At 63.3% G+C, this 25,719-nt stretch carries 27 protein-coding genes and 1 other RNA gene; 6 read left to right on the top strand and 22 right to left on the bottom strand.

The window, feature by feature from the left end; all coding sequences use genetic code 11:
• Window positions 1-6: 6 nt before the first annotated feature.
• A complete protein-coding gene (locus NZ951_00895; protein ID MCS7206488.1) occupies window positions 7-909 on the bottom strand; it encodes a nucleoside hydrolase in 903 nt (300 codons plus the stop codon).
• Between the two features lie 67 nt (window positions 910-976).
• Here NZ951_00895 and NZ951_00890 point away from each other — a divergent pair, with 67 nt between their 5' ends.
• Window positions 977-1,753, top strand: a complete 777-nt coding sequence (locus NZ951_00890; GenBank protein MCS7206487.1) for an SDR family oxidoreductase — start codon at window positions 977-979, stop codon at window positions 1,751-1,753.
• Here the strand turns inward: NZ951_00890 and rnpB are convergent.
• The 4 genes from rnpB to NZ951_00870 all read right to left on the bottom strand — a co-directional run bounded on the left by rnpB (window position 1,754) and on the right by NZ951_00870 (window position 4,187).
• Window positions 1,754-2,123, bottom strand: an RNA gene (gene rnpB, locus NZ951_00885) — RNase P RNA component class A.
• A 47-nt stretch (window positions 2,124-2,170) separates the two neighbouring features.
• The gene (locus NZ951_00880; GenBank protein ID MCS7206486.1) at window positions 2,171-2,869 is read right to left on the bottom strand and encodes a C4-type zinc ribbon domain-containing protein; all 699 of its coding nucleotides are present in this window, start codon (window positions 2,867-2,869) and stop codon (window positions 2,171-2,173) included.
• A gap of 76 nt (window positions 2,870-2,945) precedes the next feature.
• Window positions 2,946-3,323: a metallopeptidase family protein gene (locus NZ951_00875; protein ID MCS7206485.1), complete on the bottom strand. Its 378-nt coding sequence runs from the start codon at window positions 3,321-3,323 to the stop codon at window positions 2,946-2,948.
• Between the two features lie 3 nt (window positions 3,324-3,326).
• Window positions 3,327-4,187, bottom strand: a complete 861-nt coding sequence (locus NZ951_00870; protein MCS7206484.1) for a deoxyribonuclease IV — start codon at window positions 4,185-4,187, stop codon at window positions 3,327-3,329.
• Between the two features lie 93 nt (window positions 4,188-4,280).
• Between NZ951_00870 and NZ951_00865 the strand changes: the two genes are divergently transcribed.
• Window positions 4,281-5,318 carry an alcohol dehydrogenase catalytic domain-containing protein gene (locus tag NZ951_00865; protein MCS7206483.1) on the top strand — a complete coding sequence of 346 codons (1,038 nt, stop codon included), beginning with the start codon at window positions 4,281-4,283 and terminating at the stop codon, window positions 5,316-5,318.
• Window positions 5,319-5,323: 5 nt separating this feature from the next.
• Here NZ951_00865 and secF read toward each other — a convergent pair whose 3' ends face one another.
• From secF to rpsO, 9 genes are all read right to left on the bottom strand, one after another.
• A complete protein-coding gene (gene secF, locus NZ951_00860) occupies window positions 5,324-6,292 on the bottom strand; it encodes a protein translocase subunit SecF (GenBank protein ID MCS7206482.1) in 969 nt (322 codons plus the stop codon).
• Between the two features lies 1 nt (window position 6,293).
• Window positions 6,294-7,643: a protein translocase subunit SecD gene (gene secD / locus NZ951_00855; protein ID MCS7206481.1), complete on the bottom strand. Its 1,350-nt coding sequence runs from the start codon at window positions 7,641-7,643 to the stop codon at window positions 6,294-6,296.
• Complete coding sequence (locus NZ951_00850; GenBank protein ID MCS7206480.1) at window positions 7,640-9,151, bottom strand: HD domain-containing protein; 1,512 nt, start codon at window positions 9,149-9,151, stop codon at window positions 7,640-7,642. Before NZ951_00850 ends, secD begins: the two co-directional genes overlap by 4 nt.
• 1 nt (window position 9,152) lies before the next feature.
• Window positions 9,153-9,674 (bottom strand): peptide deformylase, encoded by a 522-nt coding sequence (def, locus tag NZ951_00845; protein MCS7206479.1) that lies wholly within the window; start codon window positions 9,672-9,674, stop codon window positions 9,153-9,155.
• Between the two features lie 300 nt (window positions 9,675-9,974).
• On the bottom strand, window positions 9,975-10,880 hold the full coding sequence (dapA, locus tag NZ951_00840) for a 4-hydroxy-tetrahydrodipicolinate synthase (protein ID MCS7206478.1): 906 nt from the start codon (window positions 10,878-10,880) through the stop codon (window positions 9,975-9,977).
• 4 nt (window positions 10,881-10,884) lie between these two features.
• On the bottom strand, window positions 10,885-11,916 hold the full coding sequence (locus NZ951_00835; protein ID MCS7206477.1) for an aspartate-semialdehyde dehydrogenase: 1,032 nt from the start codon (window positions 11,914-11,916) through the stop codon (window positions 10,885-10,887).
• A 133-nt stretch (window positions 11,917-12,049) separates the two neighbouring features.
• Window positions 12,050-12,862 carry a 4-hydroxy-tetrahydrodipicolinate reductase gene (gene dapB, locus NZ951_00830; protein MCS7206476.1) on the bottom strand — a complete coding sequence of 271 codons (813 nt, stop codon included), beginning with the start codon at window positions 12,860-12,862 and terminating at the stop codon, window positions 12,050-12,052.
• Window positions 12,859-15,129: a polyribonucleotide nucleotidyltransferase gene (locus NZ951_00825; protein MCS7206475.1), complete on the bottom strand. Its 2,271-nt coding sequence runs from the start codon at window positions 15,127-15,129 to the stop codon at window positions 12,859-12,861. The genes dapB and NZ951_00825 overlap by 4 nt, the downstream gene beginning before the upstream one ends.
• Before the next feature lie 55 nt (window positions 15,130-15,184).
• Entirely contained in the window at window positions 15,185-15,448 is a 264-nt protein-coding gene (rpsO, locus tag NZ951_00820) for a 30S ribosomal protein S15 (GenBank protein ID MCS7206474.1), read from the bottom strand.
• Between the two features lie 128 nt (window positions 15,449-15,576).
• Here rpsO and NZ951_00815 point away from each other — a divergent pair, with 128 nt between their 5' ends.
• Genes NZ951_00815 through clpX form a run of 4 tightly spaced genes read left to right on the top strand, consistent with a single transcriptional unit; the run spans window position 15,577 to window position 19,707 of the window.
• A complete protein-coding gene (locus tag NZ951_00815) occupies window positions 15,577-16,257 on the top strand; it encodes an adenine nucleotide alpha hydrolase (protein MCS7206473.1) in 681 nt (226 codons plus the stop codon).
• 57 nt (window positions 16,258-16,314) lie between these two features.
• Complete coding sequence (gene tig, locus NZ951_00810) at window positions 16,315-17,646, top strand: trigger factor (protein ID MCS7206472.1); 1,332 nt, start codon at window positions 16,315-16,317, stop codon at window positions 17,644-17,646.
• A gap of 10 nt (window positions 17,647-17,656) precedes the next feature.
• Window positions 17,657-18,340: an ATP-dependent Clp endopeptidase proteolytic subunit ClpP gene (gene clpP / locus NZ951_00805; GenBank protein MCS7206471.1), complete on the top strand. Its 684-nt coding sequence runs from the start codon at window positions 17,657-17,659 to the stop codon at window positions 18,338-18,340.
• A 59-nt stretch (window positions 18,341-18,399) separates the two neighbouring features.
• The gene (gene clpX, locus NZ951_00800; protein MCS7206470.1) at window positions 18,400-19,707 is read left to right on the top strand and encodes an ATP-dependent Clp protease ATP-binding subunit ClpX; all 1,308 of its coding nucleotides are present in this window, start codon (window positions 18,400-18,402) and stop codon (window positions 19,705-19,707) included.
• A gap of 139 nt (window positions 19,708-19,846) precedes the next feature.
• Here clpX and NZ951_00795 read toward each other — a convergent pair whose 3' ends face one another.
• The 8 genes from NZ951_00795 to folD are packed head-to-tail and all read right to left on the bottom strand — an operon-like array spanning window position 19,847 to window position 25,656.
• Window positions 19,847-20,656, bottom strand: coding sequence for a hypothetical protein (locus NZ951_00795; GenBank protein MCS7206469.1), 810 nt, complete (start codon window positions 20,654-20,656; stop codon window positions 19,847-19,849).
• Entirely contained in the window at window positions 20,656-21,324 is a 669-nt protein-coding gene (locus NZ951_00790; protein MCS7206468.1) for a PHP domain-containing protein, read from the bottom strand. The genes NZ951_00795 and NZ951_00790 overlap by 1 nt, the downstream gene beginning before the upstream one ends.
• The gene (gene xseB / locus NZ951_00785; protein MCS7206467.1) at window positions 21,299-21,586 is read right to left on the bottom strand and encodes an exodeoxyribonuclease VII small subunit; all 288 of its coding nucleotides are present in this window, start codon (window positions 21,584-21,586) and stop codon (window positions 21,299-21,301) included. Before xseB ends, NZ951_00790 begins: the two co-directional genes overlap by 26 nt.
• 36 nt (window positions 21,587-21,622) lie before the next feature.
• Window positions 21,623-22,795 carry an exodeoxyribonuclease VII large subunit gene (gene xseA, locus NZ951_00780; GenBank protein ID MCS7206466.1) on the bottom strand — a complete coding sequence of 391 codons (1,173 nt, stop codon included), beginning with the start codon at window positions 22,793-22,795 and terminating at the stop codon, window positions 21,623-21,625.
• Window positions 22,796-22,818: 23 nt separating this feature from the next.
• A complete protein-coding gene (efp, locus tag NZ951_00775; protein ID MCS7206465.1) occupies window positions 22,819-23,388 on the bottom strand; it encodes an elongation factor P in 570 nt (189 codons plus the stop codon).
• 50 nt (window positions 23,389-23,438) lie between these two features.
• Window positions 23,439-24,515, bottom strand: coding sequence for a tRNA preQ1(34) S-adenosylmethionine ribosyltransferase-isomerase QueA (gene queA / locus NZ951_00770; protein MCS7206464.1), 1,077 nt, complete (start codon window positions 24,513-24,515; stop codon window positions 23,439-23,441).
• A complete protein-coding gene (locus NZ951_00765; GenBank protein MCS7206463.1) occupies window positions 24,515-24,754 on the bottom strand; it encodes a DUF2905 domain-containing protein in 240 nt (79 codons plus the stop codon). The genes queA and NZ951_00765 overlap by 1 nt, the downstream gene beginning before the upstream one ends.
• An 8-nt stretch (window positions 24,755-24,762) precedes the next feature.
• Window positions 24,763-25,656 (bottom strand): bifunctional methylenetetrahydrofolate dehydrogenase/methenyltetrahydrofolate cyclohydrolase FolD, encoded by an 894-nt coding sequence (folD, locus tag NZ951_00760; GenBank protein ID MCS7206462.1) that lies wholly within the window; start codon window positions 25,654-25,656, stop codon window positions 24,763-24,765.
• Window positions 25,657-25,719 lie beyond the last annotated feature (63 nt).

Below are 25,719 nucleotides of genomic sequence, written 5' to 3'. Positions count from 1 at the left end.
ATCCTCCTATGTGGGGATCCCCATCAGCTGCCAGAACAAGTGGAAGAAGGCGGGAATGTCCACACGGGTTACCACTTGCACAGGCCCCGGCCCGTGCACAACGGTGCGTCCCCGTTGGGGGCCGTCGTCGGTAATCACCTGCACCGTTCTGCCTTCCAGGGTGGCGATCCCCGGCTCGAGGGCCACTGCCAGAGCCAAGGGGTCGCACAACTCATACCGCTCCCGCTCGGGGTGCAGGCGGAACCATTCCTCCAGCATGCGCCCCAGCAGGCGGGCGGAGGCATCCCCATCCTGGAAACGGGGCAGATCTTGGCGTGTCAGGTAGACCAGCCGGCACACCTCCAACCCTACCAGCGTCGTCGGGATGCCACTGGCCAACACCGCAGCTGCCGCCTCGGGATCGTTGTAAATGTTGAACTCGGCATACGGGGTGGTGTTGCCTTGCCCGTCCAAGGCCCCGCCCATAATCACCAGCTTGTTCACCATCTCCTTGAACCGCTTTTCCGCCCGTAGGGCGCGGGCCAAGTTGGTCAGTGGCCCCAACGCTACTATGAGCAGATGTCCAGCGAAGCTATAGCCTTTGGAGACGAGAAACTCCGATGCGGTCAGGGAGCATATCGGCCGGCGGGAAGGTGGAAGGGATATGGTCAGACCGTTGTGGCCGTGGAAATGGTAGGCGTAGGAGAACCGCCCCCGCAGCGGGCGCGCGGCACCCGCAGCTACAGGCATAGCCGGAACGCCGAAGGCGTTTACCAGGCGCACAGCGTTGGCAGTGGTATGGCGCAGGGAGGCGTTCCCTCCCACAGTGGTTACCCCTTCCACGGATAAGGCTGGGGAACGCAGCGCCATAAATAGGGCCAAGGCGTCGTCGGTTCCTGGATCAGTGTCTATAACGGTGGGGATGGGCATATATCGCCTCCTCTGCGGGCATGCTACCATACCTGCTTGCGCAATGCTCTCTGACAGGAGGCATCATATGGATTTGGGCATCGCCGGACGGGTGGCAATGGTTACCGGGGGGAGCCGCGGCTTGGGCAGAGAGTGCGTGTGGGCCTTGGCTCGGGAGGGCTGTAAAGTGGCATTTTGTGCACGCGGCATTGAGGGCATTCACCAAGCCCAGGACGAGTTCCGCCGCGCCGGCCTCCAAACGCTAGGGATACAGGCCGATGTCATGACGGCGGAGGGATGTCAACAGTTTTACGACAAAACGCTGGAGGCCTTTGGGAGGGTGGACATCCTGGTGCACAACGCCGGGGGCACCCGCGGGGGCAGGGACTTTGACACCGCCACGGATCAGGACTGGCTGGACACCCTGAACCTCAATCTTTTGGCGGCGGTGCGCCTGTGCCGTCTCGTTCTGCCGGGGATGAAGGAACGGCGTTGGGGACGCATCGTTACGATCGCCTCCATTTGGGGGCGGGAGTATGGGGGAGCACCCTCCTATATGGTGGCCAAGGCGGCGCTCATTGCATTCACCAAACACTTGGCCACGACCCTGGCTCCGTATGGGGTGTTGTGTAATAGTGTTGCGCCGGGGTCCATCTTGTTCCCGGGCGGGTCGTGGGACCGCTTCGTCAAAAACAGCCCACCCCAGGTGGTGCAGGAGTTCATCGCCCGCAACCTGCCTATGGGGAAGTTCGGGTGGCCGGAGCCGGTGGGAGCGCTAGTGGCCTTCCTCTGCTCGGAGCGGGCAGATCTGATTACGGGGGCGTGTTATACCGTTGACGGGGGCCAGAGCCGGTCGCTGATCTGAAAGGCAAGGGGGCCTATAAGCCGAGTTCTGTCCTGGCACAACAGTGCCAGGGGCGACCATCCCTCTGGGCCGTCCATTGCTGGACGGCTCTAGCGGCCTACCCGGGGACTGGGCCGGGCACCCTTTCCCCCTATTGGGCCTTGCACCGGGTGGGGTTTGCCCGCCGCCGTGTCGCCACGGACGGCCGGGGGCTCTTACCCCCCGATTTCACCCTTGCCCGCACCGGCGAATACCCGCCGGCCGCTGGCGGTGTGGTTTCTGTGGCACTTTCCGTCGGGTCGCCCCGCCTGGGTGTTACCCAGCACCCTGCCCGGCGGTGCTCGGACTTTCCTCCCCTCCATTGCGGAGGAGCGGTCGCCCGGCCCCCTTGCCTCTTCCAAGCATAGCATACGCTGTGATTTTTTGCCAGCGCGCACCTCACTCCGCATAGAGTAGGCGCCCACAGGAGGGACAGCGCACCATCTCTTCGCCCGCCCGCGCCCGCGCCAGGGTCCCCTGCGGCACTGCAACCCCACACGCGCGACAAATGCCCCGCTCCACGCGTGCCACAGCGATGCCGTTTTTACTCCCCCGCAGGCTGACATACATCGCCAGGGATGAGGGGTCGATCGTCTGGGTCAGTGCCTCCCGACGTTGCTGTAGGGCCTGCCAGGCGTGGCGAGAGCGCTGGTATTCCTGCTCCCACTGCTGGCGTTGGGTGCGCCAGTGGGCCTCGGCCGCAGACAATGCCTCCTGGGCCATTTGCACTGCTCGGCTGGCGTGCTCCACTTCCTCCATCGCTTTTAGGAGGGCGTCCTCCGTCGTCCGAATGCGCTCCTTCAGCAAGCGCATCTCCTCCTGCATCGCCAGAAGTTCCTTAGGGTTGGTCACGCGCCCGCTGAACAAGCGCCCCTCGATGTCGCGGACCTTATCCTCCAACCCTTTCAAGGTCAACTCTAAGTCGCGTTGGCGACTGCGCAGGGTCGCTTCCTGTTGGCGGGCTTGCTCCACACTTTCCCGCGCGGTGTCTACGGCCGATGTGTCCCGCAGCCGCGCCTCCAAGGAGGCAAGGGAGCGTTGCAAGGCCTCCAGGGCCGTATCTATCTGTTGAAGGTCATACAGTGCCCGCACCACCATCGTATCCGACCACTATCCCATCGGTAAAAGCCCGTTCTGGCTTTAGTCTAGCAAGGAGACAATCAGGGCAACAGCCCTACGCCAACCCCAAGCGTTGCATATCGGCGTCTTTCCAACCATAGTGGTGGGCCAGCTCGTGGAGGATGGTGGTGCGCACCTGGTGAGCCATCTCCTCAATGGTGGTGCACACGGCCTCTATCGGGCGTTGGAACAGGGTGATACGGTCGGGCAAGACCAGGGTGTAAAAGCCCCGCTCCGTCTGCGGAATGCCCTCATACAGCCCCAGAAGGTCATAGGGGCTGTCTGCGCCCACGGAACGCAGTTGTTGGGGAGTGGGCCAGTCTTGCACCAGGATGTCCACATTGTCCAGGTAGGCCAGGACAGGGGGCGGAAGGGCGGCTATGGCTTGCTGCACTAAGCGGCGGAAGGCGCGGCGGGAGAGGCGCACGGGCATGGGCTAGGCTGGGACCCCTGCTTGGGCGCGCAGGGCTTTCAATCGCTCTACCTGGGTACGATCTGGGCCTTTTCCATCGGGCCCCGGCACCTCAAGGTAAAATGGCACATCTCGTAAGGCGGGGTGGGAGAGGATGGTCACAAAGCCCTGAGCCCCAATCAGCCCATCCCCAATGTTCTCGTGGCGATCCACCCCGGAGCCGAGGGGCACTTTGGAATCGTTGGCGTGCACTGCCACCAGGTGCCGCAGGCCGATCGCGCGGTCAAATTCGTCCAGCGTTTTCTCCAGCCCCTCGCGTGAGGCTACATTATAGCCGGCTGCCCAGCAGTGCTGGGTATCCAGGCAGATTTTGAGGCGGGGGCTGTCCACCGCCCGCAATATGCGCCCCAGTTCTGCAAACGAGGAGCCGATGTGCTGGCCCATTCCTGCGCTGTTCTCCATCACGAGCCACGGCCCCGGCTTGGCGCGGGCCAGCACCTGCTGGATGGCTTGCACCACCTGCTGGAAGACGGCATCCTGCCCCGCACCCTTGTGGCTCCCGAGGTGGAAGATGACCCCGGCTATGCCCAAATCTGCCGCCAAGTCCATGCCTTGCACCAGCGCCTCCACCGATTTGGCTACCAGGGACGGGTCGGGGGTGCCCAGGTTGATCAGGTAAATGCCGTGCATGAAGTTGGGGGCAATGCCCGTCTGCTGGCTCTTTTGGCGAAAGGCTTGGCAGGCGGCGGGGCCAGGGTGGGTGAAACGCCAGGACTGGGGTCCGCCCCCTGCGAACAGTTGCAAACACTCTGCGCCCATCTCCTGGGCACGGTCAACAGCCTTGTCTACACCGCCCGCCGCCGAAACATGCGCCCCGATGCGCATAGCCCTCCTCCCTTGCGTGCAACGGTCTGCTCCTGCATGATAGTGTGCCATAAGGGGGGAGAGCACCTCCCATCCATTCCGCAGGAGAGTCCCGTGAAAGCCCTTGTGCTGGAAGCCCCGGGTCATCCGCCCCGCCTGGCCCTACACACCTTTCCACGCCCCAGTTTGGGCCCCCACGATGTGCTGGTGAAAGTGGCGGCATGTGGCGTGTGCTATCACGACATCTTGGTCATGCGGGGTGTCCTACGACGAGGGGTCAAGCCACGGGTGGTGCTGGGCCATGAAATCGCCGGCACTGTGGAAGAGGTGGGGCAACTGGTGTTCTCCCTTGTCCCTGGGGACAAGGTGGTCTCCCTGCTCACGGAGCCGTGTGGATGGTGCCTCCCCTGCACCACAGGGAAAGAACACCGCTGTCTGCGGGGCACCGGAATCGGACACGGGGGCGACGGGGGCTTCGCCGATTATGTCAAACTCTCCGAACTAGCCCTGGTGCGTTTGAGCCCCGAGGCCGACGTGATCGGGGCCTGTCTGCTGGCCTGCCCTATAGGGGTGGCCCTCCACGCCTTACGGGATGCGGCGGGCCTGCGCGCTGGCGAAACTGTTCTGGTTACCGCTGCAGGCGGGGGAGTGGGCACCCACGCCGTGCAACTTGCCCGTGCCCTGGGAGCCCGTGTGCTAGCCCAAACCACATCCCCTCAGAAGGAGGAGGCCCTGCGCACGCTAGGGGCCGACCAGGTGCTGGTAACCCCCGACTTGGCCTTCGGCGACCTGGCGCTCGCCTTCACAGAGGACGAGGGGTGCTCGGTTGTGCTGAACATCATCGGGGCGGACGCCTTCGCCGCATGTTGGAGGGCCCTGGCACAGTTCGGACGGTTGGTGCTGGTAGGGGAACTGCGGGGCGGAAGCATCTCCCTGTCGCCGGCAGAGGTTATCTTCAAAGACGCCCGCATCATCGGCGTAGCGGGGGTCTCCCGTGCGCAGGTGGCCGATGCTGCTCGCCTTGTCCAGGGGGGGCGCATTCGCCCCGTCATCGCCCGCACCCTTCCCCTCAGCGTGGAGGGGGTTCTGGAGGCTTACCGCCTGCTCACCCAGGAGCACCCCCTGGGGCGGGTCGTGCTCGTGCCTGAATAGAGTCCCTACGCCCCACTAGGCTTAGCCGCCACAGCCACCCCCCGCCGCGCCCTAAAGGGACCCCGCCACTCCCCCCGCTCCCAGGCCACCAGAATTTGGGCAGCGGTGAAAATGGAGGAATAGGTCCCCGTAATAATTCCAATGGCCATGGCCAGCAGGAAGGAGCGTATGGTCGGCCCGCCGAGCAACAGGAGGGCCAGCAAGGCCAGCAGAGTGGTCAGGCTAGTGTTCAGCGAACGCCCTAGGGTCTCGGCGATACTGAAGTTCACCACTCCCTCCAAATCTCTCGCCACCCCCTTGCTGGCGTTCTCCCGGATGCGGTCAAACACCACGATGGTGTCGTGCACGCTGTAGCCCACCACAGTGAGAGCCGCCGTGATGAACATGGCGTTCACTTCCACATTGAAGAACTTGCCCAAAAGCGAGAACAGCCCCAGGGTTACCAGGACATCGTGAATGAGGGCGATGACCGCCGCCACGCCCATGCGCCACGCCTTCTGCACCCGGCGGAAGGCGAACCAGATGTAAAACAGGATGACCACCGCTGCCACCGCCACGGCGATAATGGCCCGTTGCACCGTCTCCCCCGCTACAATGGGGGACACCGACGCTATCTCCATGGCAGTTATGGGAGCCAAGCGTTCCGCCAAGGCCTGACGGATGGTTTCCGACTCGGAGGGGACGGCAGGCTGGTCGCCCTGGGCAGGACGACCTTCTTTCAAGAAAGCTGTCCGTACCAGGAAGGAGCGCTCACCGGTGCGTTGAATCACCGCCTCTGGGTGTCCCAACGCGGTCAGCACATCCCGGAGCGACGACTGGCTGACGGGCTGATCAAAAGTGATGGACAGGGCCGAGCCTCCCGTAAACTCTATGCCCACTCGGAAGGCCGGGGGTATCAGCATGGACACAATGCCCGCCAAAATGACCAGAGCGGAGAATCCGAAATACCACCAGCGCTTGCTGACGAAATCCACGCTACGCCCTCCTGCTTGCAGGCTCTATGCCTTGTGGCGCGGCAGGCTCCGCCAATGGGACGAAGGCGCGCTTCACCCTGCCTATGGGGGTCAGTGCCACCAGGCGTAACAGGGTACGGCTGGTGAACAGGGCGCTAAACATACTTACCGCCACCCCAATGAACAGGGTTACAGCGAACCCCACCACTAAACTCGCCGCCAGCCGGCTCCCGAACCAGTAGAGGATGGCGCAGGTGATAAAGGTGGAGATGTTACTATCCCGTATGGAGGGCCACGCCCGGTTGAAGCCGGCCTCAATGGCTGCCAGCAGGGTCCGCCCCGCCCGTAACTCCTCCTTCATTCGCTCAAACACCAACACATTAGCGTCCACCGCCATCCCGATGGACAGGATGAACCCCGCAATTCCCGCCAAGGTCATAGTGACGGGAATAACTTTGAAGATGGCCAGGGCCACCACACCGTAGATGGCTAGCGCCACCACCGCGATCAACCCGGGGACGCGGTAGTATAGGAGCATAAATAACGCCACCAAAGCCGTGCCAATATAGCCCGCCACCAGGCTTTTCTCCAGGGCGTCCCGCCCCAGGGTGGCGTCCACCGTCTGCTCCTGCACAATTTTCACGGGCACGGGCAGGCGGCCCGATTCCAACTGAATGGCGATGGTGCGGGCCCGTTGGGGCGTGAAGTCCCGACCTTCTATGTAGGCTCTCCCCCCCACAATCACGCTCCGCGCCACGGGCGACACCAATTCTTGGTTGTCCAGGAAGATAGCGATCTGGTCGTTGGTGCCAACTATTCTGCGGGTCAGGTCTTCAAAAATGCCTGCCCCTCGACTGTTAAACTCAATGTTGACCACCCACAGGCCGGGCACATTGGGATGGGGGCCAGCGTAGGCGCGGGCTAGGTCATCCCCCGTGAGGCCCACCTCCCGGTCTTCCCAGGAACCGTCGGGATTGAAGTGGCGCCATTTGAACTCCAGTTTGGCTGTCTCTCCGATGAGGCGCTTGGCCTCCTCTACCTCCTTGAGGCCGGGCAACTGCACGAGCACGCGGTTGCTTCCCATCTGCTGGATGACGGGTTCCGTGACCCCGAAGGCGTTGACCCGTCGCTCAATAGTTCGGACCACCCCTTCCATCTGGTCAGGGGTGGGAGCCGGCACATCGGCCTCGTAGATCAGTTGCACCCCTCCCTGCAGGTCCAGCCCCAGACGCAGCCCCAAGGGGCCCTCTCCCCCGCGTTCAAAGCGCCACCCCCCAAGCCGCAAGTCCCAGCGGGGAACGGCCACCACCACCGCAGAGAGGGCTAGGACAATCAGCACAATGATAAGACGGCGCAGGTCTTGGCGATTCACGTGTCCTCCTCGCGTGCAGGGGAGTCGTCCCTACGGGTGGATGGCACGCCCGTCTCCAGCAGGCGGGCGACCAGGGCCAGGGCCTCCTGGCGGGTGCGCACAGTTCCCGTCGCCTGGGCCTCCCGCACCGCCTCCAACAGGGGACGCAAGTGCGGCCCCGGCGATAAGCCGAACACCGCCATGATATCGTAGCCATCCACCAGTTTGGGAAGGGTTTGCAGCGGCTGGCGGGTGCCCTCCTGAAGGGCATAGCCTATCGTTGCGCAATAAGCGTTCCAGTCGTCCCAAACCAGGTTTGGCCCGCGAGCGGCCAAAAAGTCGGCCATGGCCAGGTAAAGGATGCCGATCCCCTCCGTTCCCGTGTCCCGGAAATAACGATACACGGCACGGGGCGAAGGCATCTGCCCCTTAGGAGCCAGGTGGCTGGGGCGCAAATGGTGCTGCACAGCGGTACGCACCAGGGCAATGCCTTTCCCACTACAGCGCAGCCGACGGAGGATTCCCTCGGCCATCTCCGCCCCGAGGGTCTGATGGCCGAGGAATCGGATGCGCCCCGTTGGCTCTACGCTTTTGCACGCCGGCTTAGCGATGTCGTGGAGAAGGCAGGCGACCTTGAGAAGGGTAGCACGGGTGTGGCCGTCGCCCACCTCCTCGGCGAAGTAGCCATCCAGACCCTCCTGCCAAGGGACGACGGACACCACAGGGTCGTGGGCACGCGCGGACGGGGAAAGCACCCGTTCCAGTTGGCCCGGCGTCGCCAAGTTATGGTGGAACACATCGTAGGCGTGCTCGGGAGGCTGGGCGACACCCTTCCCTTCCCCCAGTTCGGGGATAGTCTGGCACAGCACCCCCAAACGGTCGGCCAGGAGAAGGTGGTCGGTGGAGCCGGGCAACGCCATAACCTTCAAAAACTCGTCGCGAACCCGTTCGGGGGCAACCGTCACCACCAGGGCCGCGTGGGCTTGCGCCGCATCAACAGTCTGCTCGTCCAAGGTGAAACCCAACTGGGCGCTCAAGCGCACCGCACGCCAAAGGCGCACAGGGTCATCCTGAAAGGCCGAAGGGGCAACCAGGCGCAGGCGACGGCGCTGCAGATCGCCCCGCCCGCCAAAGGGGTCCAAGACGGGCCATTGGGACGGCTCCCCCTGGGCGGCAGAAAGGGGAACGGCCATTGCGTCCACCGTGAAGTCCCGACGCCCCAGGTCGGCAATCACGCTCTCCCCCTGCAGACGCGCCAGATCTATCTCCCAGCGTGCGCCGTCCCCGTGCCAAACCAGCCGAGCGACGCCGTTAGCCTCGTCTAGAAGAACAAAGGTGGCTCCCAAGTCAGCCGCCAGGCATCGGGCAAGGCCTACCGCATCACCCTGAATGGCAAGGTCTAGATCGTGGCTGGGCCGGCCGAGGAGCACATCCCGCAGGAAGCCCCCCACCAGATAGACCCCTACCTGGGGACGAGAACCGAACCACTCTTGAAGCCGTCGCAAAAGGGCCACGGGAGTGTTGCCCAAGTTAGGCACGGGGACGGGCGGGTTGAGGGGGTGGGGCCTCTGCCTCGGCCTCGGGGATGCGCCAGATGGCATCCTTGCGCACCAGGCGGTCCAAGTACAGGACGCCGTTCAAATGGTCGGTCTCATGCTCCAGAGCCTGCGCCAGCAGGTTGTCCTCGGCGACGATGCGCACGGCCTTACCATTCTCATCCTGGGCTTTCACCACCACCCGCACTGAGCGGTTCACCCGACCCCGATAGCCCGGCACGCTGAGGCACCCCTCCTCCAACTCCCGCACACCTTCCCGCTCCACCACACGGGGATTGATGAGCACCCGCACGAAGCCTTCCTCAGGTATTTCAATCACGGCAACCTGGAGCAGGATGCCCACCTGGTTGGCCGCCAGACCCACCCCACGGGCGGCGCGCATGGTGTCCACCATATCTGCGATAAGCCGACGGAGGGCATCATCTATCCGCTGGACGGGCTGGGCCTTCTGGCGGAGAACCGGATCGGGCAGCCGACGAATGGGCAAGACAGCCAATCGGTCTTCACCTCGTGCCGTATTCTGAAAGCCAGTTTACCCCGACTCCACCCCCAATGCCAAGTGGCCTCCAACTAGGGTTCGAGGGTTCTACCAATGGGGTCTGTGCGGGGGATACGGGTGGAACACGCACACACCTCTTCATGCTCCCCACCAGGTGAGAAGTGCACCGCTCTCCAGGCGCGTCGTCCCCCTCCCCCTACCGTTGCCCGGGGCCAGGCCCATTCATTGGCACGCGCGAAACACTTTGCGCACCCTTTATACTGGGTGCTTTTTCAGGGACTCGCCAGTAGGAGGCGTCTAAACCTGGGCGGGTATGGGCAAGTCTATGGTGTAACGCTTTAGCACCGCCTCAATCTGCTGGGCGGTCTTCTCGTCGGGCTCCACCAGGGGCAGGCGGGGCTTGCCCACACGGAACCCGACGCGGTTCAAACACCACTTGACGGGGATGGGGTTGGCGGTGATGAAGAGCACCTTGAACAGGGGATGCAGACGGCGGTGCTCAGCGGCGGCCCGCTCCAGATTACCCTCTAGCAACTGGCCCATCATGGACCGAATTTGTCGCCCCACCAAGTGAGAGGCCACACTTATCACTCCGTAGCCCCCCATAGCCATGATGTAGAAGGTCTCGTTGTCGTTTCCACTCCATACACGGAAGCCAGGGCGGGCCCCGTCTATGATGCGGGCGATCTGGTCCATATCCGAGGACGCCTCTTTGATACCGATGATGGAGTCGATGTGGCTGAGGCGGAGGGTGGTCTCTGCCGTCATGTTCAGGCTGGTGCGGCTGGGCACATTGTAGAGGATGAGGGGGAGATGGGTGGCGTTGGCGATGGCCTTGAAGTGCTGATAGAGGCCTTCCTGGGGGGGCTTGTTGTAGTAGGGCACCACGGCCATTACCGCATCTACCCCACACCGTTCGGCCTCTTTAGCCAACTCCACGCTTTCGGCGGTGCTGTAGTTGCCCGCCCCGGCCACCACCTGTCCCCGTTTGCCCACCGCAGCCTTCACCTCCGCCCACAAGCGCACCTTCTCCTCGTGGGAGAGGGTAGGGGACTCACCAGTGGTGCCCGTTACCACCACGCCATCGCTCCCGGAGTCCAGCAGGGCAAGGGCCAGGCGCTTGGCCTGGGCATAATCTACCCTTCCCTGGTCGTCAAAGGGGGTTACCATTGCTGTCAGGAGCCTGCCGATGGTCTCACCCATGCCACTACCTCCTTCCTGCGGTGGGGAGCAGGTTGCGCTGGAGCACCGTTTCGGCGATCTGCAGGGCATTCAAAGCCGCCCCCTTGCGGAGGTTGTCAGACACCACCCACAGGGCTAGCCCCCGTGGATGGGAGGCATCCCGCCGGATGCGCCCCACATAAACAGGGTCGCGCCCCTCGCCGAGAAGGGGTGTGGGGTAGCGCCCCGCCTTCGGCTCATCCAGCACTTCTACCCCGGGGAAAGCGGAGAGCACCTCCCGCGCCTCCTCGGGGGACATGGGGTAGGTCAACTCCAGGTGCACCGCTTCACTGTGGCACAGGAACACAGGCACCCGCACACAGGTGGCGGAGATGCGCAGATCTGGGGCGTGCATAATCTTGCGCGTCTCCTCCACCATCTTCCACTCCTCTTTGGTATAGCCGTTATCCAAAAAGGCGTCAATGTGGGGGAACAGGTTGAAAGCGATGCGCTGGGGATACACCCGGGGAGGATGCTCTTCGCCGTTCAAGAGGGCGCGGGTCTGCTCCCGCAGTTCCTCCATGGCCGCCCGCCCCGTCCCGGAGACCGACTGATAGGTGTCCACAACGATGCGCTGAATGGGGTTGACACGATGGATGGGATAGATGGCCATCACCAGCGCCGTGGTGGAGCAGTTGGGGATGGAAATAATACCCCGATGAGAGGCCAGGTCGTCAGCGTTCACCTCCGGGATGACCAAGGGCACGTGAGGGTCCATGCGGAAGACGGAGGAATCGTCAATTACTAGCGCTCCTGCCTGGACAGCGAGAGGTGCCCAGCGGCGGCTCACCTCCCCCGAAGCGGAGATGAACACAATGTCCACCCCCTGAAGGGCCTGGGGGGTAGGCTCCTCCACAATGCACTCCTGCCCCAGGACGCGCACCCGCTGGCCGGCGGAGCGGGCCGAGGCGAACAGGCGCAGGGAGCGGACAGGAAAACGTCGCTGTTCTAGGAGGGAGAGGAAGACGCGCCCAACGGCTCCGGTTGCGCCCAGGACAGCGATGTTACAGGCTTGCACAGAGGCACCTCCATACCCATAAGGTCAGAGTGGACGGACGAACAGTGTCTGCCTTCGCCCCGCCTAGCGGGGCTTGCCGAGAAGGTGCCAAAGAAGACTGTGCAAGGCCCTTGTCCTCCTCTTGGGGCCTATGCTAGGGTAGCCCCATCACCTTGTCAAGGCCGTAGACAAGCCCTTTATATGCATGCACTCGGCGCAGGGCCAAAAGCACCCCTGGTATATAGCACTCCCTGCTGATGGTGTCGTGGCGCAGGGAGAGCGTCTGCCCGGCCGTGCCCAAAATGACCTCGTGGTGGGCCAGCCGCCCTTGCATCCGCAGGGCGTGAATACCTACTCCGTGCAGGTCTGCTCCGCGGCTCCCCGGCAAGGGCTCCTTCTCGGGTGTGGGGCGGGTAAAGGGGGAACCCCGCCCCTCTGCCAATGCGCGGGCGATGGCCAAAGCGGTGCCCGAGGGGGCGTCAATCTTGGCCTCGTGGTGGGCCTCAATCACATCGGCGTAGTCAAAATATCTCCCCACCAGGCGGGACAGATGAATAAGAAGCACCGCCCCCACGGCGAAGTTGGGTGCCACAATCACCCCCACCCCGTGCTGCCGCGCCAGGCGGTCCATCTCCCCCAGATGGTCTTGGGTAAGGCCTGTTGTGCCCGTAACGAAGTGCAGGCCCCGCCCCAGCGCCACCCGCGCCGCCTGAAGGCATGCCTCGGCCGTGGTGAAGTCCACCACTACATGGGCGTGCACCCGCCCCAGCAAGGCCTCCAACGTGGGAGCCAGAAGGATAACTCCCCTGCCTTCGGGCAATGGGAGAGTATCAGCCGAGGCCCTTCGGTGCACACCCCCCACAGGGAGGAGGTCAGGCGTGCGCGCCAAAGCGCGGAGCACCTCTTGCCCCATACGCCCCGACACGCCGTGCACAATGACGCGTAGGGGCGCTGGCTGGCTACTCATGGTCCCCTCCGGGGGCCGGGACGCCATCCGCCATCCCGTCTCGGTGGGGATGGGGGTGTGATGCGGGGAGCGGGGGGACTGGGGCGGCTGGGGGGGCCCCCCGCGGGGCGTGGGGGAGGGGAGGGACGCCGCGGAGAAGGCGGGGCAGGGCGGGGAGGGGGCTCCGCAGGGGTATCGGGGGGACGGAACAGCGCCTTACGGGAGAGGTTGATGCGCCCCAAACGGTCTATCTCCGTTACCACCACTGTTATCTCGTCACCCACCTTCACCTCCTCCTCGGGGCGTGAGATGCGCCGTTCGCTCAGTTCGGCCACAGGCACCAGCCCCTCTTTGCCCGGGAAGATCTCTACGAACGCCCCGAAGGGGGCCAGGCGTGTTACCCTCCCCGTATAGATGCCCCCCACCTTCACCTCTTGGATAATGTTGGCGATAACCGCCCGCGCCCGCTCCAGAGCCTCCGGGTCCGGCGAGCCGATGAGCACCGTGCCGTCGTCCTCCACATCAATGGTCGTCTTGGTCTGCTCAATAATGGAGCGGATGGTCTTCCCGCCAGGGCCGATGAGGGCCCCGATTTTGTCCACGGGGATAGTCATCCGCAGCACCTTGGGGGCATAGGGGCTCACGGTGGGGCGGGGCTGAGCGATAGTGGCCGTCATCTTCTCCAGGATAATCACGCGCGCCTCTCGCGCCTGCTCCAGGGCCTGGCGAAGGATGGCCTCACCCACGCCCCGAATTTTCACATCCATCTGCACCGCCGTCAGACCCCGCTCTGTGCCCGCCACCTTGAAGTCCATATCCCCTTCGTGGTCCTCCAAGCCCTGGATATCCGTGAGCACCTGATACCGCCCCTTGTCGTCGGATACCAGGCCAATAGCGATGCCGGCCACATGGCGTGGGATAGGCACCCCTGCGTCCATCAATGACAGGCTACTGCCACACACCGAGGCCATGGAGGTGGAGCCGTTAGAACTCATCACCTCTGACACGAGGCGAATGGTGTAGGGGAATTCCTCCTCAGAGGGGATGAGGGGAAGAAGGGCGCGCTCAGCCAACGCACCGTGCCCAATTTCCCGACGCCCTGGGGAACCGATACGGCGCACCTCGCCGGTGGAGTAGGGGGGGAAGTTGTAGTGGTGGATATAGCGCTTCGTCTCTTCGGGGCTGAGGGTGTCCAATTCCTGGCGCTCCCCCAAAGAGCCTAGGGTGGTGATCGTCAGCACCTGGGTCTGGCCCCGCCGGAACAGACCCGTGCCGTGGGTGCGGGGGAGGAGGCCCACCTGGCAGGTGATGGGGCGCAACTCCCGAGGGCCGCGACCGTCGGGGCGGCGCCCCTCCTCCAAAACCCCCTTGCGGAAGACGGTGCGCACCGCTTCATGGAAAGCCAACCCAATCTGCTCAGGAGTGAAACGCTCCTGGAAGGCTGTGCTAACTTCCTTCTGCAAAGCATCCAGGGCGGCTACGCGCTCCCCCTTTTCGGCTCCGCTAAACACTGCGTGGCGAACCTGGGCCTCAAACCGAGCCAAAATCTCGTGCACCAGGGCAGGGTCAGGGCTCGGGGCGGGGATATAGGGGGCCTTGGGCCGGCCCACTGCCTGGGCCATCTCCTGGATGAAGGCGATGAGAACCCGATTGACCTCGTGGCCTGTGCGCACCGCCTGCAGGAAAACATCCTCGGAGACCTCCTTAGCCCCGGCCTCCAACATCACCACCGCATCCTCCACACTGGCCACCGCCAAGTCCAGCACGCTCTCCTTCAACTGACTGTAAGAGGGCAAAGGCACCACGTGGTCTCCAATGACCGCCACACGGCACATGCCCACGGGGCCGTCAAAGGGGATGTCGGATATGGCCAAAGCGGCCGAGGCCCCAATGCCCGCCAGGATATCGGGCTGGTGTTCCATATCCACGGACAACACTGTGGCGATGATCTGCACCTCGTTGCGGAAGCCCTTGGGGAAGAGGGGGCGAATGGCGCGGTCGGTTAGCCGTGCCGCCAGAATGGCCTCCTGACTGGGGCGCGCCTCGCGGCGGAAGAAACTCCCTGGTATCTTCCCCGCCGCATACAGGCGCTCCTCGTAGTCCACTGTCAGGGGGAAGAAGTCCGTCCCTTCTCGGGACGCGGGGGACATACACGCTGTTACCAGGAGGACGGTGTCCCCCATTCGGACTGTTACGGCCCCATTGGCTTGTTCCGCCACATGGCCAGTCTCAATGGTCAGGAGGCGTCCCGCCACCTCGCACTGGAAACGACGATACTCCCTTGACATGCGGGTCTACTCCTGCCGCACCGCTCCCGAGGAACAAGCACACCGGCTGGGGGTGTTACTTCCGCAGGCCCAGGCGCGCCAGGAGGGCCCGGTAGCGGTGCACATCCTCCCGTGCCAAATAGGCCAGCAGACGCCTGCGCTGGCCCACCAGTTTCAACAAACCCACTCGCGAGTGAAAGTCCTTCTTGTGCTGGCGCAAGTGCTCAGTGAGAGCGTTGATGCGCTCGGTGAGCAGCGCCACTTGCACCTCGGTGGAGCCAGTATCTTGAGAATGCGTCTGAAACTCTTTGATCAGCTGTGCCTTGCGCCCCTTGTCCACGCTGTTCCTCGTCGGTTGCTTGTCTTTTGCCTATAGATTATACCATACCCCTTCTCCTTGTTACGCAAGACTCCCCGCTCTTCCCTGCGCCATCCCTTTCCCATTACAGTACCGGGGAGAGGAGACCTATGGTTGAGAAGGTCATAATGTCGTGGAGTGGGGGGAAGGACAGCACCCTCGCCCTGTACTATTTGCTCCGTGACCCCCGCTACCGGGTGGTAGGCCTTTTGACCACCTTTACCCAGGGCTACGAGCGGGTGAGCATGAGCGGCATCCGCTTCCCTCTCTTACAGGCCCAGGCACAGGCGATAGGTCTCCCCCTGCGACCGGTCTGGATCCCCCAGGATGCTTCCAACGACACCTATGAAGGGGCCATGCGTCAGGCGTTGAACACCCTCACCCAGGAGGGGGTGAGGATAGCCGCCTTTGGCGACCTGTTTCTCGAAGATGTTCGCGCCTATCGGGAGCGGATGCTAGACCAGATCGGCTGGCATGCCCTCTTCCCCCTCTGGAAGCGCCCCACCCCCCTCGTAGCCCAGGAGGTGTTGAGCCTGGGCTTCAAAGCCATTGTGGTATGCGTGGATACCCAGGTCTTGCCACCCTCCTTCGCGGGTCGGGAGTTTGACCAGAACCTCTTGGCCGACCTACCCCCAGGTGTTGACCCCTGTGGGGAAAACGGGGAGTTCCACACCTTCGTCTACCAGGGGCCCCTGTTTCGCCACCCTGTGCTGTTTACCCCAGGCCAGCGGGTGGTGCGGGGACGCTGGGCCTACTGTGACCTTGTCCCGGAACAGGCACCCACCGGATAAGTCTCCTTTCCCACCGTGCTACAATGTTACCAGGAGCGCGAAACCCCAGGAGGGCTTATGAAAGTCGTCCCGGAAACCTCCGAGCGTCGCCAAACCGTCCTCACCATTGAACTGGAGCCCCGGGAAGTAGAACCCTTTTTGGAACGGGCCTACCGCCGTATCGCCCAGCGTTTGGCTATCCCGGGATTTCGCCCGGGCAAAGCACCCCGCCCGTTGGTGGAGCGCCTGGTGGGACGGGAGGGCCTGCTAGAGGAGGCTCTAGACCTCCTCACTCCCGAGGTCACGCAGAGAGTAGTGCGGGAGCAGGATCTCCCCCTCGGGGGCACCCCCCATGTAGAGGTGGTCAACCGCAACCCCGTGACCCTCAAGGCCACTATCCCTTTAGAGCCGGTGGTGGACCTGGGTGATTACACCTCCATTCGCATCCCGCTAGAGCCTGTCTACGCCACCGACGAGGATGTGCAACGCCTCCTGGAGGCCCTGCGCCGTCGCCACACCACCTGGGAGTCCGTCGCCCGCCCTTGCCAAGTGGGAGATATGATTGTGGCTTCCCTCACGGGTGTGGTAGAAGGCCATCAGGTGTTCCAGGAGGCCGACTTGCCTTTCGTGGTGGGCGAAAGCGGTTTCCTGCTGGGCCAGGAGTTTATGCAGAAACTGCTAGGTGCCAACAGGGGGGAGGTGCGGGAGTTTACCCTCCCGATTCCGGCGGACTATCCTGACCCGGGTCTGCGGGGAAAGCCTTGCGCCTATCGGGTGCTGGTCAAGGATATCAAAGCACCCGTTTTGCCCGCCGTGGACGACGCCTTCGCTCGCCAGGTGGATCCTTCTGTGGACAGCCTAGAAGCCCTCAAGGCCCGCCTCAAAGAGCGCCTGCAAGCGGAGAAGGAGACGCTCCAGCGCGAACGCTACCGCCGGCGCGTCCTGGAGGCCCTGCGCCAGAAGGCCCAAGTGGAAGTGCCCCCCTTGCTGTTGGAACAGGAGGTGGAGCACCTCATAGAGCATTATCAGGAGGACCTGTCAGCCCAGGGTATAACCCTGGAACGTTGGCTCCAAAGTCAAGGCAAGACCCTCAATCAGATGCGCGAGGAACTCTACCCTGAAGCCAAGCGGAGGGTTGAGGAACGGTATCTTCTGGATCGCATCGCCCAGGTTGAGGGTATCCAGGTTACGCCACAGGAGGTAGAGGCGGAACTGCAAGGCCTCGCGCGCCCGAATCAGCGCCGAGATAGGGAGCTTTTCCGCGCTCTCCAGGAGCCTGCGGGTAGGGAGGCTGTTGCCCGCATCATCGCGCGGCGGAAGGCCTTGCAACGCATGGTGCAAATCGCCAGCCAGCCCACTACGGAACAGCCCCCTCCACCACAGGGGGGCCCGGCACCCCACGCACAGTGAGGTGGACACTATGGCACACGAGCGGACGCCCCAACAGAGCCGAATCTGGACGCCCTCTCCGTCCACAGGCGCCTTGCCCAATCCCCCCCAGGCAGTTATCCCCATGGTCATTGAGAGCGGGGCACGGGGCGAGCGCGCCTTTGACATCTATTCCCTCCTGCTCCGGGAGCGCATCGTGTTCCTGGGCACGCCCATAACCGATCAGGTTGCCAACCTGGTCATCGCCCAACTTCTCTATCTGGAACGGGAGGATCCAGACAAGGACATCAGCCTTTACATCAACTCCCCCGGGGGGATTGTCAGCGCCGGCCTGGCTATTTATGACACCATGCAGCTTATTCGCCCCGCTATTTCCACCATCTGTGTGGGACTGGCAGCCAGCATGGCTACGGTGCTCCTCTGTGCGGGGGCCAAAGGCAAGCGCTACGCCTTACCCAACTCGACTATTCACATGCACCAGCCCATGGGGGGTGCCCAGGGGCAAGCGGCCGACATTGAAATCGCCGCCCGCGAAATCCTACGCCTGCAGGATAAGATTCGCCAAATCATCTCGCGCCACACCGGCCAGCCCTACGAGCGCGTGGCACGGGATACCGACCGGGACTTTTACTTGACTGCTGAACAAGCAGTGGAGTACGGCATCGTGGACGAAGTGCTCACCCGTGGCCACAAGGGTGATGGGGCTACTCGGTAGTGGATAGCCAGGTCTCCGGTGGGCGCTGGTGCTCCCGCCCCTAGCGAGGTGTATCCCCTGTGACGACGCGTGGTAGCGGGCGAAGCGACTATTCGTGCTCCTTCTGCGGGAAGGGGCAGAACCAGGTGAAGCGCCTTATCGCCGGCTCCGGGAAGGTGCTTATTTGCGACGAGTGTGTCCACCTGTGCGCCCAAGTGCTCCACAACGAGGCCCACCCGGTTCGCCCCACGCCCCCCTCTGTCCCACCCCACACCCCCCTCACTCCGCGCCTCATTTACGAGAAACTGGACGAGTATGTGGTAGGGCAGGAGCGTGCCAAGAAAGTGCTCAGCGTGGCCGTCTATAACCACTACAAGCGCATCCACTCCACCGACGCAGGAGGGGGCTCCGATGTGGAACTGCAGAAGAGCAACATCCTTCTCATCGGCCCCACGGGGAGTGGCAAGACCCTCTTAGCCCAGACCTTGGCCAAAATTCTGGATGTGCCCTTCGCCATTGCCGACGCCACCTCCATCACCGAGGCGGGGTATGTGGGCGAGGATGTGGAGCACATCCTCTTGCGTTTGGTCATGGCGGCCGACTGGGATGTGGCTCGGGCGGAGCAAGGCATCGCCTACCTAGACGAGGTGGACAAAATCGCTCGCAAAGGGCCTAACCCGTCCATCACCCGAGATGTGTCGGGGGAAGGGGTACAACAGGGCCTCCTGAAGATCATGGAGGGCACCGTAGCCAACGTGCCTCCCTCGGGGGGGCGTAAACATCCCCATCAAGAGTTCATCCAGGTGCGCACCCACAACATCCTGTTTATCTGCGGCGGGGCCTTTGAGGGGCTCGAGCGCATCGTGGAGCGACGCCTGCTGAAGGACAAGCGCTCTATAGGCTTCAAATCGGCCCTGACCGCCCAGGAGAAGGGTCTGCCCGACGGCAACATCTTGCGCTACACCATCCCCGAAGACCTGATGGAGTTTGGCTTTATTCCCGAGTTCATTGGGCGCATGCCCGTGATCGTAGCCCTCGACCCCCTGGATAAGCAGGACCTCGTCCGCATCCTCACCCAGCCCAAAAACGCTCTTGTGAAACAATACCAACGCCTCTTTGCTATGGACAAGGTGGACCTTGTGTTCACCCCCGATGCTCTAGAGGCGGCCGCTGAGGAGGCTCTGCGTCGCAAAACGGGGGCCCGGGGCCTGCGCTCCATTATTGAGGATGTGCTCCTGGATGTAATGTACGAACTGCCTTCCCTGAAAACCGTTCGGCGTTGCATCATCGACGGCTCTGTGATTCAGGGCAAAAAGCGCCCCACTCTGCTGGATGCCAACGGCTCCCTTGTGGAGCTCCCCCACCCGGAACTGCGGAAAACCGCCTAGCCCTGAGAGGCTGAGGCCACCCCCCGAAGGCGAAAGCCGGCACTCCACACCCCCTAACCTCCATCGGGGAAATGTGGGGAGACCCTTAATGAGGGGGCAACTGCTACGGAGGTAGCCCGCTCCAGCCGCCGCTGATTCCTTACCCCCCCTGCACCCCAGACGCCAAAGCGCGCTCCACCGCCTCGTCCAAGCACAAGGGCAGAGGTTGCCCATTGGCCCGCACTGGCCTCCCGTTCACCAGCCGGATACGGCCTTCAGCGAAAGCACGCAAAGTCTCCACTAAAAGGGGGCGCTCCCGACGCACCCCCTCCTGGCGGATGGCTTGGAAGAGGGGCAACGCCTCCCCCCACCGCTGGCGCATCTCCTCCACCGTCAGGCCCCGCACCTGCTCCCACAAGGGTGCAAACCTGCCACCCTGAATGGGAAAGCGCACCACCGTCACAACAGGCCCCCTATCCACCTCCTCTGTGGCCAGGTGAACCATAGCCCCGCTGTGCGTGGCATTCTGGGCGATAAGAGCCCAGATGACTTCCTGCCAGGTGCCTTGAGGGCCATCAGGGAGGGCGGGGTGCAGGTTCAGCATAGGATAGCGTCGACACAGCTCGGGCCCCACGATGAGCATATACCCCGCCAGCACCACCAACTGGGGGTTGAACGGCTCTATGAGGCGTAACACAGCGCGGTCATAGTCAGCGCGGACGGCATCAAAAGTCGCGGCCCCCCACTCGCGCCGAAAGCGGCGGGAGGACAGAGTCAGCAGGGGGATACCATAGGAACGCACCAGGGCCATAAACCTGTCGCTGCCCTCGTGCTCCCCCGGCTCCCGATTGCAGAACACGAAGCGGATGTGCGCCTGTAAGTATCCCCTCTGGATGGCTTCAACAACCGATTGCAGGAGGCCGCGGGAGCCCTCTCCGCGCCCCGTGGAGAACCACCCCAGTTCTATCATCAGGCCACCCCCAAACGGCGGAGAACCTTACTCCACACCGTCAGGCCATGCACCAGGGGCGACGAGGGGCGACAGACCAACACCGCCTCCCGCAGGGCCATCAGCAGGCTTTCCGGCGTCCCCTCATAAAAGGGCAGAAGGGTGTAGGTCTTCCCGATTTCCAGGGGATGATGCGCATCGCTCACGGCCACGATGGGTTTGCGATGCTCCCGCGCCAGGGTCAAGGCACGAGTATTGGCCCCGCTGAACACATTGCGCGCGTTGAACCCCTCCACCGCATCCACAAGGGGGAGGAGGTCAGGCAGAACACTTTTGCGCATGACGGAGCGGCGCACAGTATCGTAGGGGTGGGGGAGGAAGACCAGCCCCCCCTGGGCCTTGATGCGCTTGGCCGTCTCCACAGCGGAAAGACCCTTCGGCACCTCCTCCTGAAGGAAAAGGCCGATCAGGTCGCCATCCGCTGTCTTCACCTCCGCGCCGATGATCACTGGGAAGGGGGCTATACGGGCGACCGCGTGTGCACCCGCGATGGTATTATGGTCGGTTACGGCGACCAGGTTCAGCCCCCGCTCCTGGCACCGTGCCACCAAACGCTGGGGGGCGGTCTGCGAATCGGGGGAGAAGCGCGTGTGCATATGGAAGTCAGCCTTGATCGGGTGGGGCTTCATCCTCCTCCTCGTCATTGGGCGTGGGGGAATCCTCGGCCAGGCGCAGCTGCTCCCCGTAGGAGGTTTGCAGGCGGGAGATGCGCAGTTCGGCGCGGTTGAGCAGTTCGTTACACAAGCGAGCCAGGGAAATTCCCTCCTCGTACAGTTGGGTGCTCTCCTCTAAAGAGAGGTCGCCCTGCTCCAAACGCTGGACGATACGTTCCAGACGGGCGAAGGCCTCCTCAAAGGTGCGGGGCTCGGGGCGCGCCTTCTCCTGGGGCATGGTTGTTTTCTTGCACGCTCATCATAGCATACAGGGTTACCCCTCTGCCCGCGCCCCGAAGGCACCCCCCATTACCCACACTGTCAGGGCATCCCCGGACGCCACCTGGCGGGGATGGGTGATGGGGCGGTTCTCCCCGCGACGTGTAACCACGGCGTAGCCCCGCTCCAAAACGCGCCGAGGGTTCAAAGCCTCCAGACGCGCCATGAGGGCATTCAGAGCCATGCGTCGGGACCGTAGCGACCGCTCCAGAGCGCGGTACGCGTGGCGCAGGAGGGTGTCCACCTGCTGGCGGGGCGCGTGCGTATCGGGTGCGCAACGGACCAGGCGCGCTGTAAGGGCTTCCAGGCCCTGAGAGGCCTGGATGAGCCGTCGGTGCCAAAGGGCTTGCGCCCGTTTCCAATAAGCGTCTATGCGATGAAGCAAATCGGTGCGGTCGGGGACAGCCTGTTGGGCGGCGGCGGTGGGCGTAGGGGCGCGCACGTCTGCCACCAGGTCAGCAATTGTGGTATCGGTCTCGTGGCCGATCCCCGTGATCACCGGAAAAGGACAGCGGAAGATGGCGCGTGCCACCCGCTCCTCGTTGAAGGGCCACAGCTCCTCCAGGCTCCCCCCACCCCGCGCCACAATGACCAGGTCTATACCCGGCTCCCGGGCGAGGGCCTCTAAGGCCTCCACGATAGTGTCCGCTGCACCGTCCCCTTGCACCTGACAAGGGGCCAGCACCAGCTCCACGATGGGGTAGCGCTTGCGGATGGTGGTTTGGATATCGTGCCACACCGCCCCCATCGGGGAAGTAACCACGCCGATACGCCGAGGGAAAGGGGGCAGGGGGCGCTTGCGAGCGAAGAGGCCCTCCGCTTCCAAGCGATTCTTCAGGCGGGCGAACTCCAGGGCCAACGCCCCCGTTCCCACAGGCCGAACCACTTCCACATAAAAGTTCACATCACCCCGCGCTTCGTAAAAGGAGATACGCCCGTAAGCCAGCACCTCCTGCCCGTCTTCCAACAGGTGGCTTCCGAGGATGCGGTTAAAGGCCACACAGCGCAGGGCTGCGGTGGCGTCTTTCAAAGTGAAGAAGGTGTGGCCTGTGGGGGTGGTGCGGAGGTTGGACACCTCCCCCTGCACCCATAAGTCGCCGAGCAGAGCGTCCCGTTGCAAGGTGTCCTTGAGGTAGCGGGCCACTTGGGAGACCGTATAGACGGGCAAGCCATTCCCCCGTCCAAAAATCCCTACGACACGGTCTCGATATATTCACCCGTGCGGGTGTCCACTTTGATGATGTCCCCAACCTTCACGTGCATGGGGACTTTGACGACCGCGCCCGTTTCCAAGGTGGCGGGCTTGCGTCCCGATTGGGCCGTATCCCCCTTGAAGGCAGGAGAGGTCTCAGTTACTTTCAGTTCCACGAAGTTCGGAAGCTCCAGGGCAACGGGCTGGCCCCGGTAGTAGACAATTTTGACGGGAAGACCCTCCTTCATATATTGGACACCCTCTCCCACCTGGTCGGCAGTGAGGGGGAATTGGTCGTAGGTCTCGGTATCCATAAAAACATAGTTGTGCCCATCATAGTAGAGGTATTGGGATTCGCGGGTCTCGACCTCTGCCAGAACCAGACGGGTGTAGCCGGGGAGGTTGCGTTCCAAAACGCGTCCCGTTTTGAGGTGGCGCAGTTTCAAGGAGAGAACGGGGGTGCGCTGTTGCATAATCACATGCTTCCATTCCACCACTTGATACGGCTCCCCGTCCAGTTCAATCACCGTGCCGCGCCGCAAGTCGCTGTAAGAGATGGTCTCGGGCATAAGGCCTCCACAGCCTGGGGGTGTTCTCTCTTTTTATTCTAGCGGGGCTGTTACGGGGGCTGACAGTGCTCCCCTTCTAGAGGATGCGGTGCACCCTGTGGGGCCCCGTCCAAAAACATGGCGTCGCCGAAACTGTAGAAGCGATACCCCTCCTGCACCGCCTCCTGGTAAGCCCGCAAAACCAGATCGCGCCCCGCAAACGCGCATACCAGCATCAGCAACGTGGTGCGAGGGAGGTGAAAGTTGGTCACGAGGGCATCCACCACCTTGAACTGGTACCCCGGTAAAATATACAGGTCTGCCCACCCGCTGGCCGGGCGCACCTGGCCGTAGGCCGTCGCCACGTGCTCCAACACCCGCACGACGGTGGTGCCTACGGCCACGACGCGCCGTCCGTTTTCTTTAGTTTTCGCAATAATCTGTGCCGTTTCAGGGGGAAGGGTAAAGGGTTCGCCGTGCAGCTTGTGCTCTCGGGGATTCTCGGTGCGGACCGGGCGGAAGGTATCCAGGCCGATGTGCAGTGTTACAAAAGCGATGTGCACACCTTTACTGGTGAGCCGTTCCATGAGGGTAGGAGTGAAGTGGAGAGCTGCCGTGGGGGCCGCCACACTCCCCGGCTGACGGGCGAATACCGTTTGGTAGCGCTCGGGGTCGGTCAAAGGCTTGTGGATGTAGGGAGGCAAGGGCACCCGGCCCACCTGCTCCAGATACTCCTCCCCCTCCAGGAGCACCTCCCGCACTCCCTCCCCCACATCTTTTTGCACTGTAACGCGCACGTGGTGCTCCCCCTCCCCGAACAGGAGCAGAGCCCCCGGGCGCAGATGGCGTCCCGGGCGGCCGATGGCGTGCCAGCGCCCCGGCTCCAGACGCTGTAACAGGAGCAGCTCCACCGCCCCCCCAGTATCGGCCCTTTTGCCGTACAAGCGGGCCGGCACTACCCGTGTGTCGTTAAACACCAGCAAGTCGCCAGGGGCCAGTTCCTCGGCGATCTCGTAAAAGTAACGCCGATGGCGGATGCGCCCCGTCGCCCGCTCCACCACCATCAGACGGGAGTGGTCACGGGGCTCCACAGGCTCCTGGGCAATCAGGTGGGGCGGGAGGTAGTAATCAAATTCGCTGGTGCGCATTAGCGGGCCAGAAACCGAACCACCAGGGTCAGCACCAGGGTCAATAGGAGGCTCACCAAAAGGGAGGTGGCCAAAGGGAAGTAGAAGGTGAACCGCCCCTTCTGCACGAAAAAGTCGCCGGGCAAGCGCCCCACAAAAGGCACCCCGCCCTTGGCCACCAGGTAGAGGAGCCCCCCAAATACCACTAAAGCGATGCCTGCCAACAGGAGCAGACGGGCCAAAGGCTCCAAGGAAGCCATTGCAGGTTCTACACCTCCCCGTGCACCGCCAAGCGCGCTGCCTTCAGGGTGTTCACTAATAGCATAGCAACGGTGAGGGGGCCGACACCCCCCGGCACGGGAGTTATCGCCTCGGCGCGCTCCGCCACCCCCTCAAAGTCCACATCCCCCACCAGGATGCTCCGCCCCGGCTGGCTCGGTGAGGGCACACGATTGATGCCCACATCCACCACCACCGCCCCCGGCTTGACCATATAAGCCTTGATGAAGCGGGGCTGGCCGATGGCAGCCACCAAGATATCCGCTTGACGGGTAATGGCGGGCAGGTCGCGGGTGCCTGTGTGGCACAGGGTTACCGTGGCGTTGGCCCCCTTCGTCTTCTGCATCAGCAAGACAGCCAGGGGCTTGCCCACGATGTTACTGCGCCCGCAGATGACCACGTGCTGGCCCTCGGGGCTATATCCACTCCGCAGGAGGAGTTCCTGAATCCCGGCCGGCGTGCAGGGCACAAACACCGGCGTGCCCGCCAGCAGACGCCCCGCATTGAAGGGGTGCAGGCCGTCAATATCCTTTTTCGGGTCTATGGCTTCCAAAACTTTGCGCTCGTCCAGATGGGGCGGCAGTGGCAGTTGGACGAGGATGCCGTGGAAGCGGGCATCACCGTTCAGGCGCTGGATGAGAGCCAGAGTCTCCTGGATACTGGCCATCGTGGGCAAAGTGAAAGTCTCGGTGTAGATGCCCACCTCTTGGCAGGCCCTCTGCTTGTTGCGCACATAGATGGCCGAGGCAGGGTTGTCGCCGATGAGTACCGCCGCCAATCCCGGGGGGAAACCGTGGGCCATCTGGAAACGGCGCACCCCCTCAGCTACCTCGTTGCGAATCTCCTCCGCGATGCGGGCACCGTTCAACACACGCGCCGGCATGTTTCTCTCCCCCAATCAGTGTAGCATAGTGGGCATCCCCGTTGCCTGGACAATGCCAACCTG

It is taken from the genome of Dehalococcoidia bacterium (genome assembly GCA_025060295.1).
Taxonomy (GTDB): Bacteria; Chloroflexota; Dehalococcoidia; order Lucifugimonadales; family HRBIN23; genus HRBIN23.
This window is presented reverse-complemented; position numbering and strand designations above follow the sequence as displayed.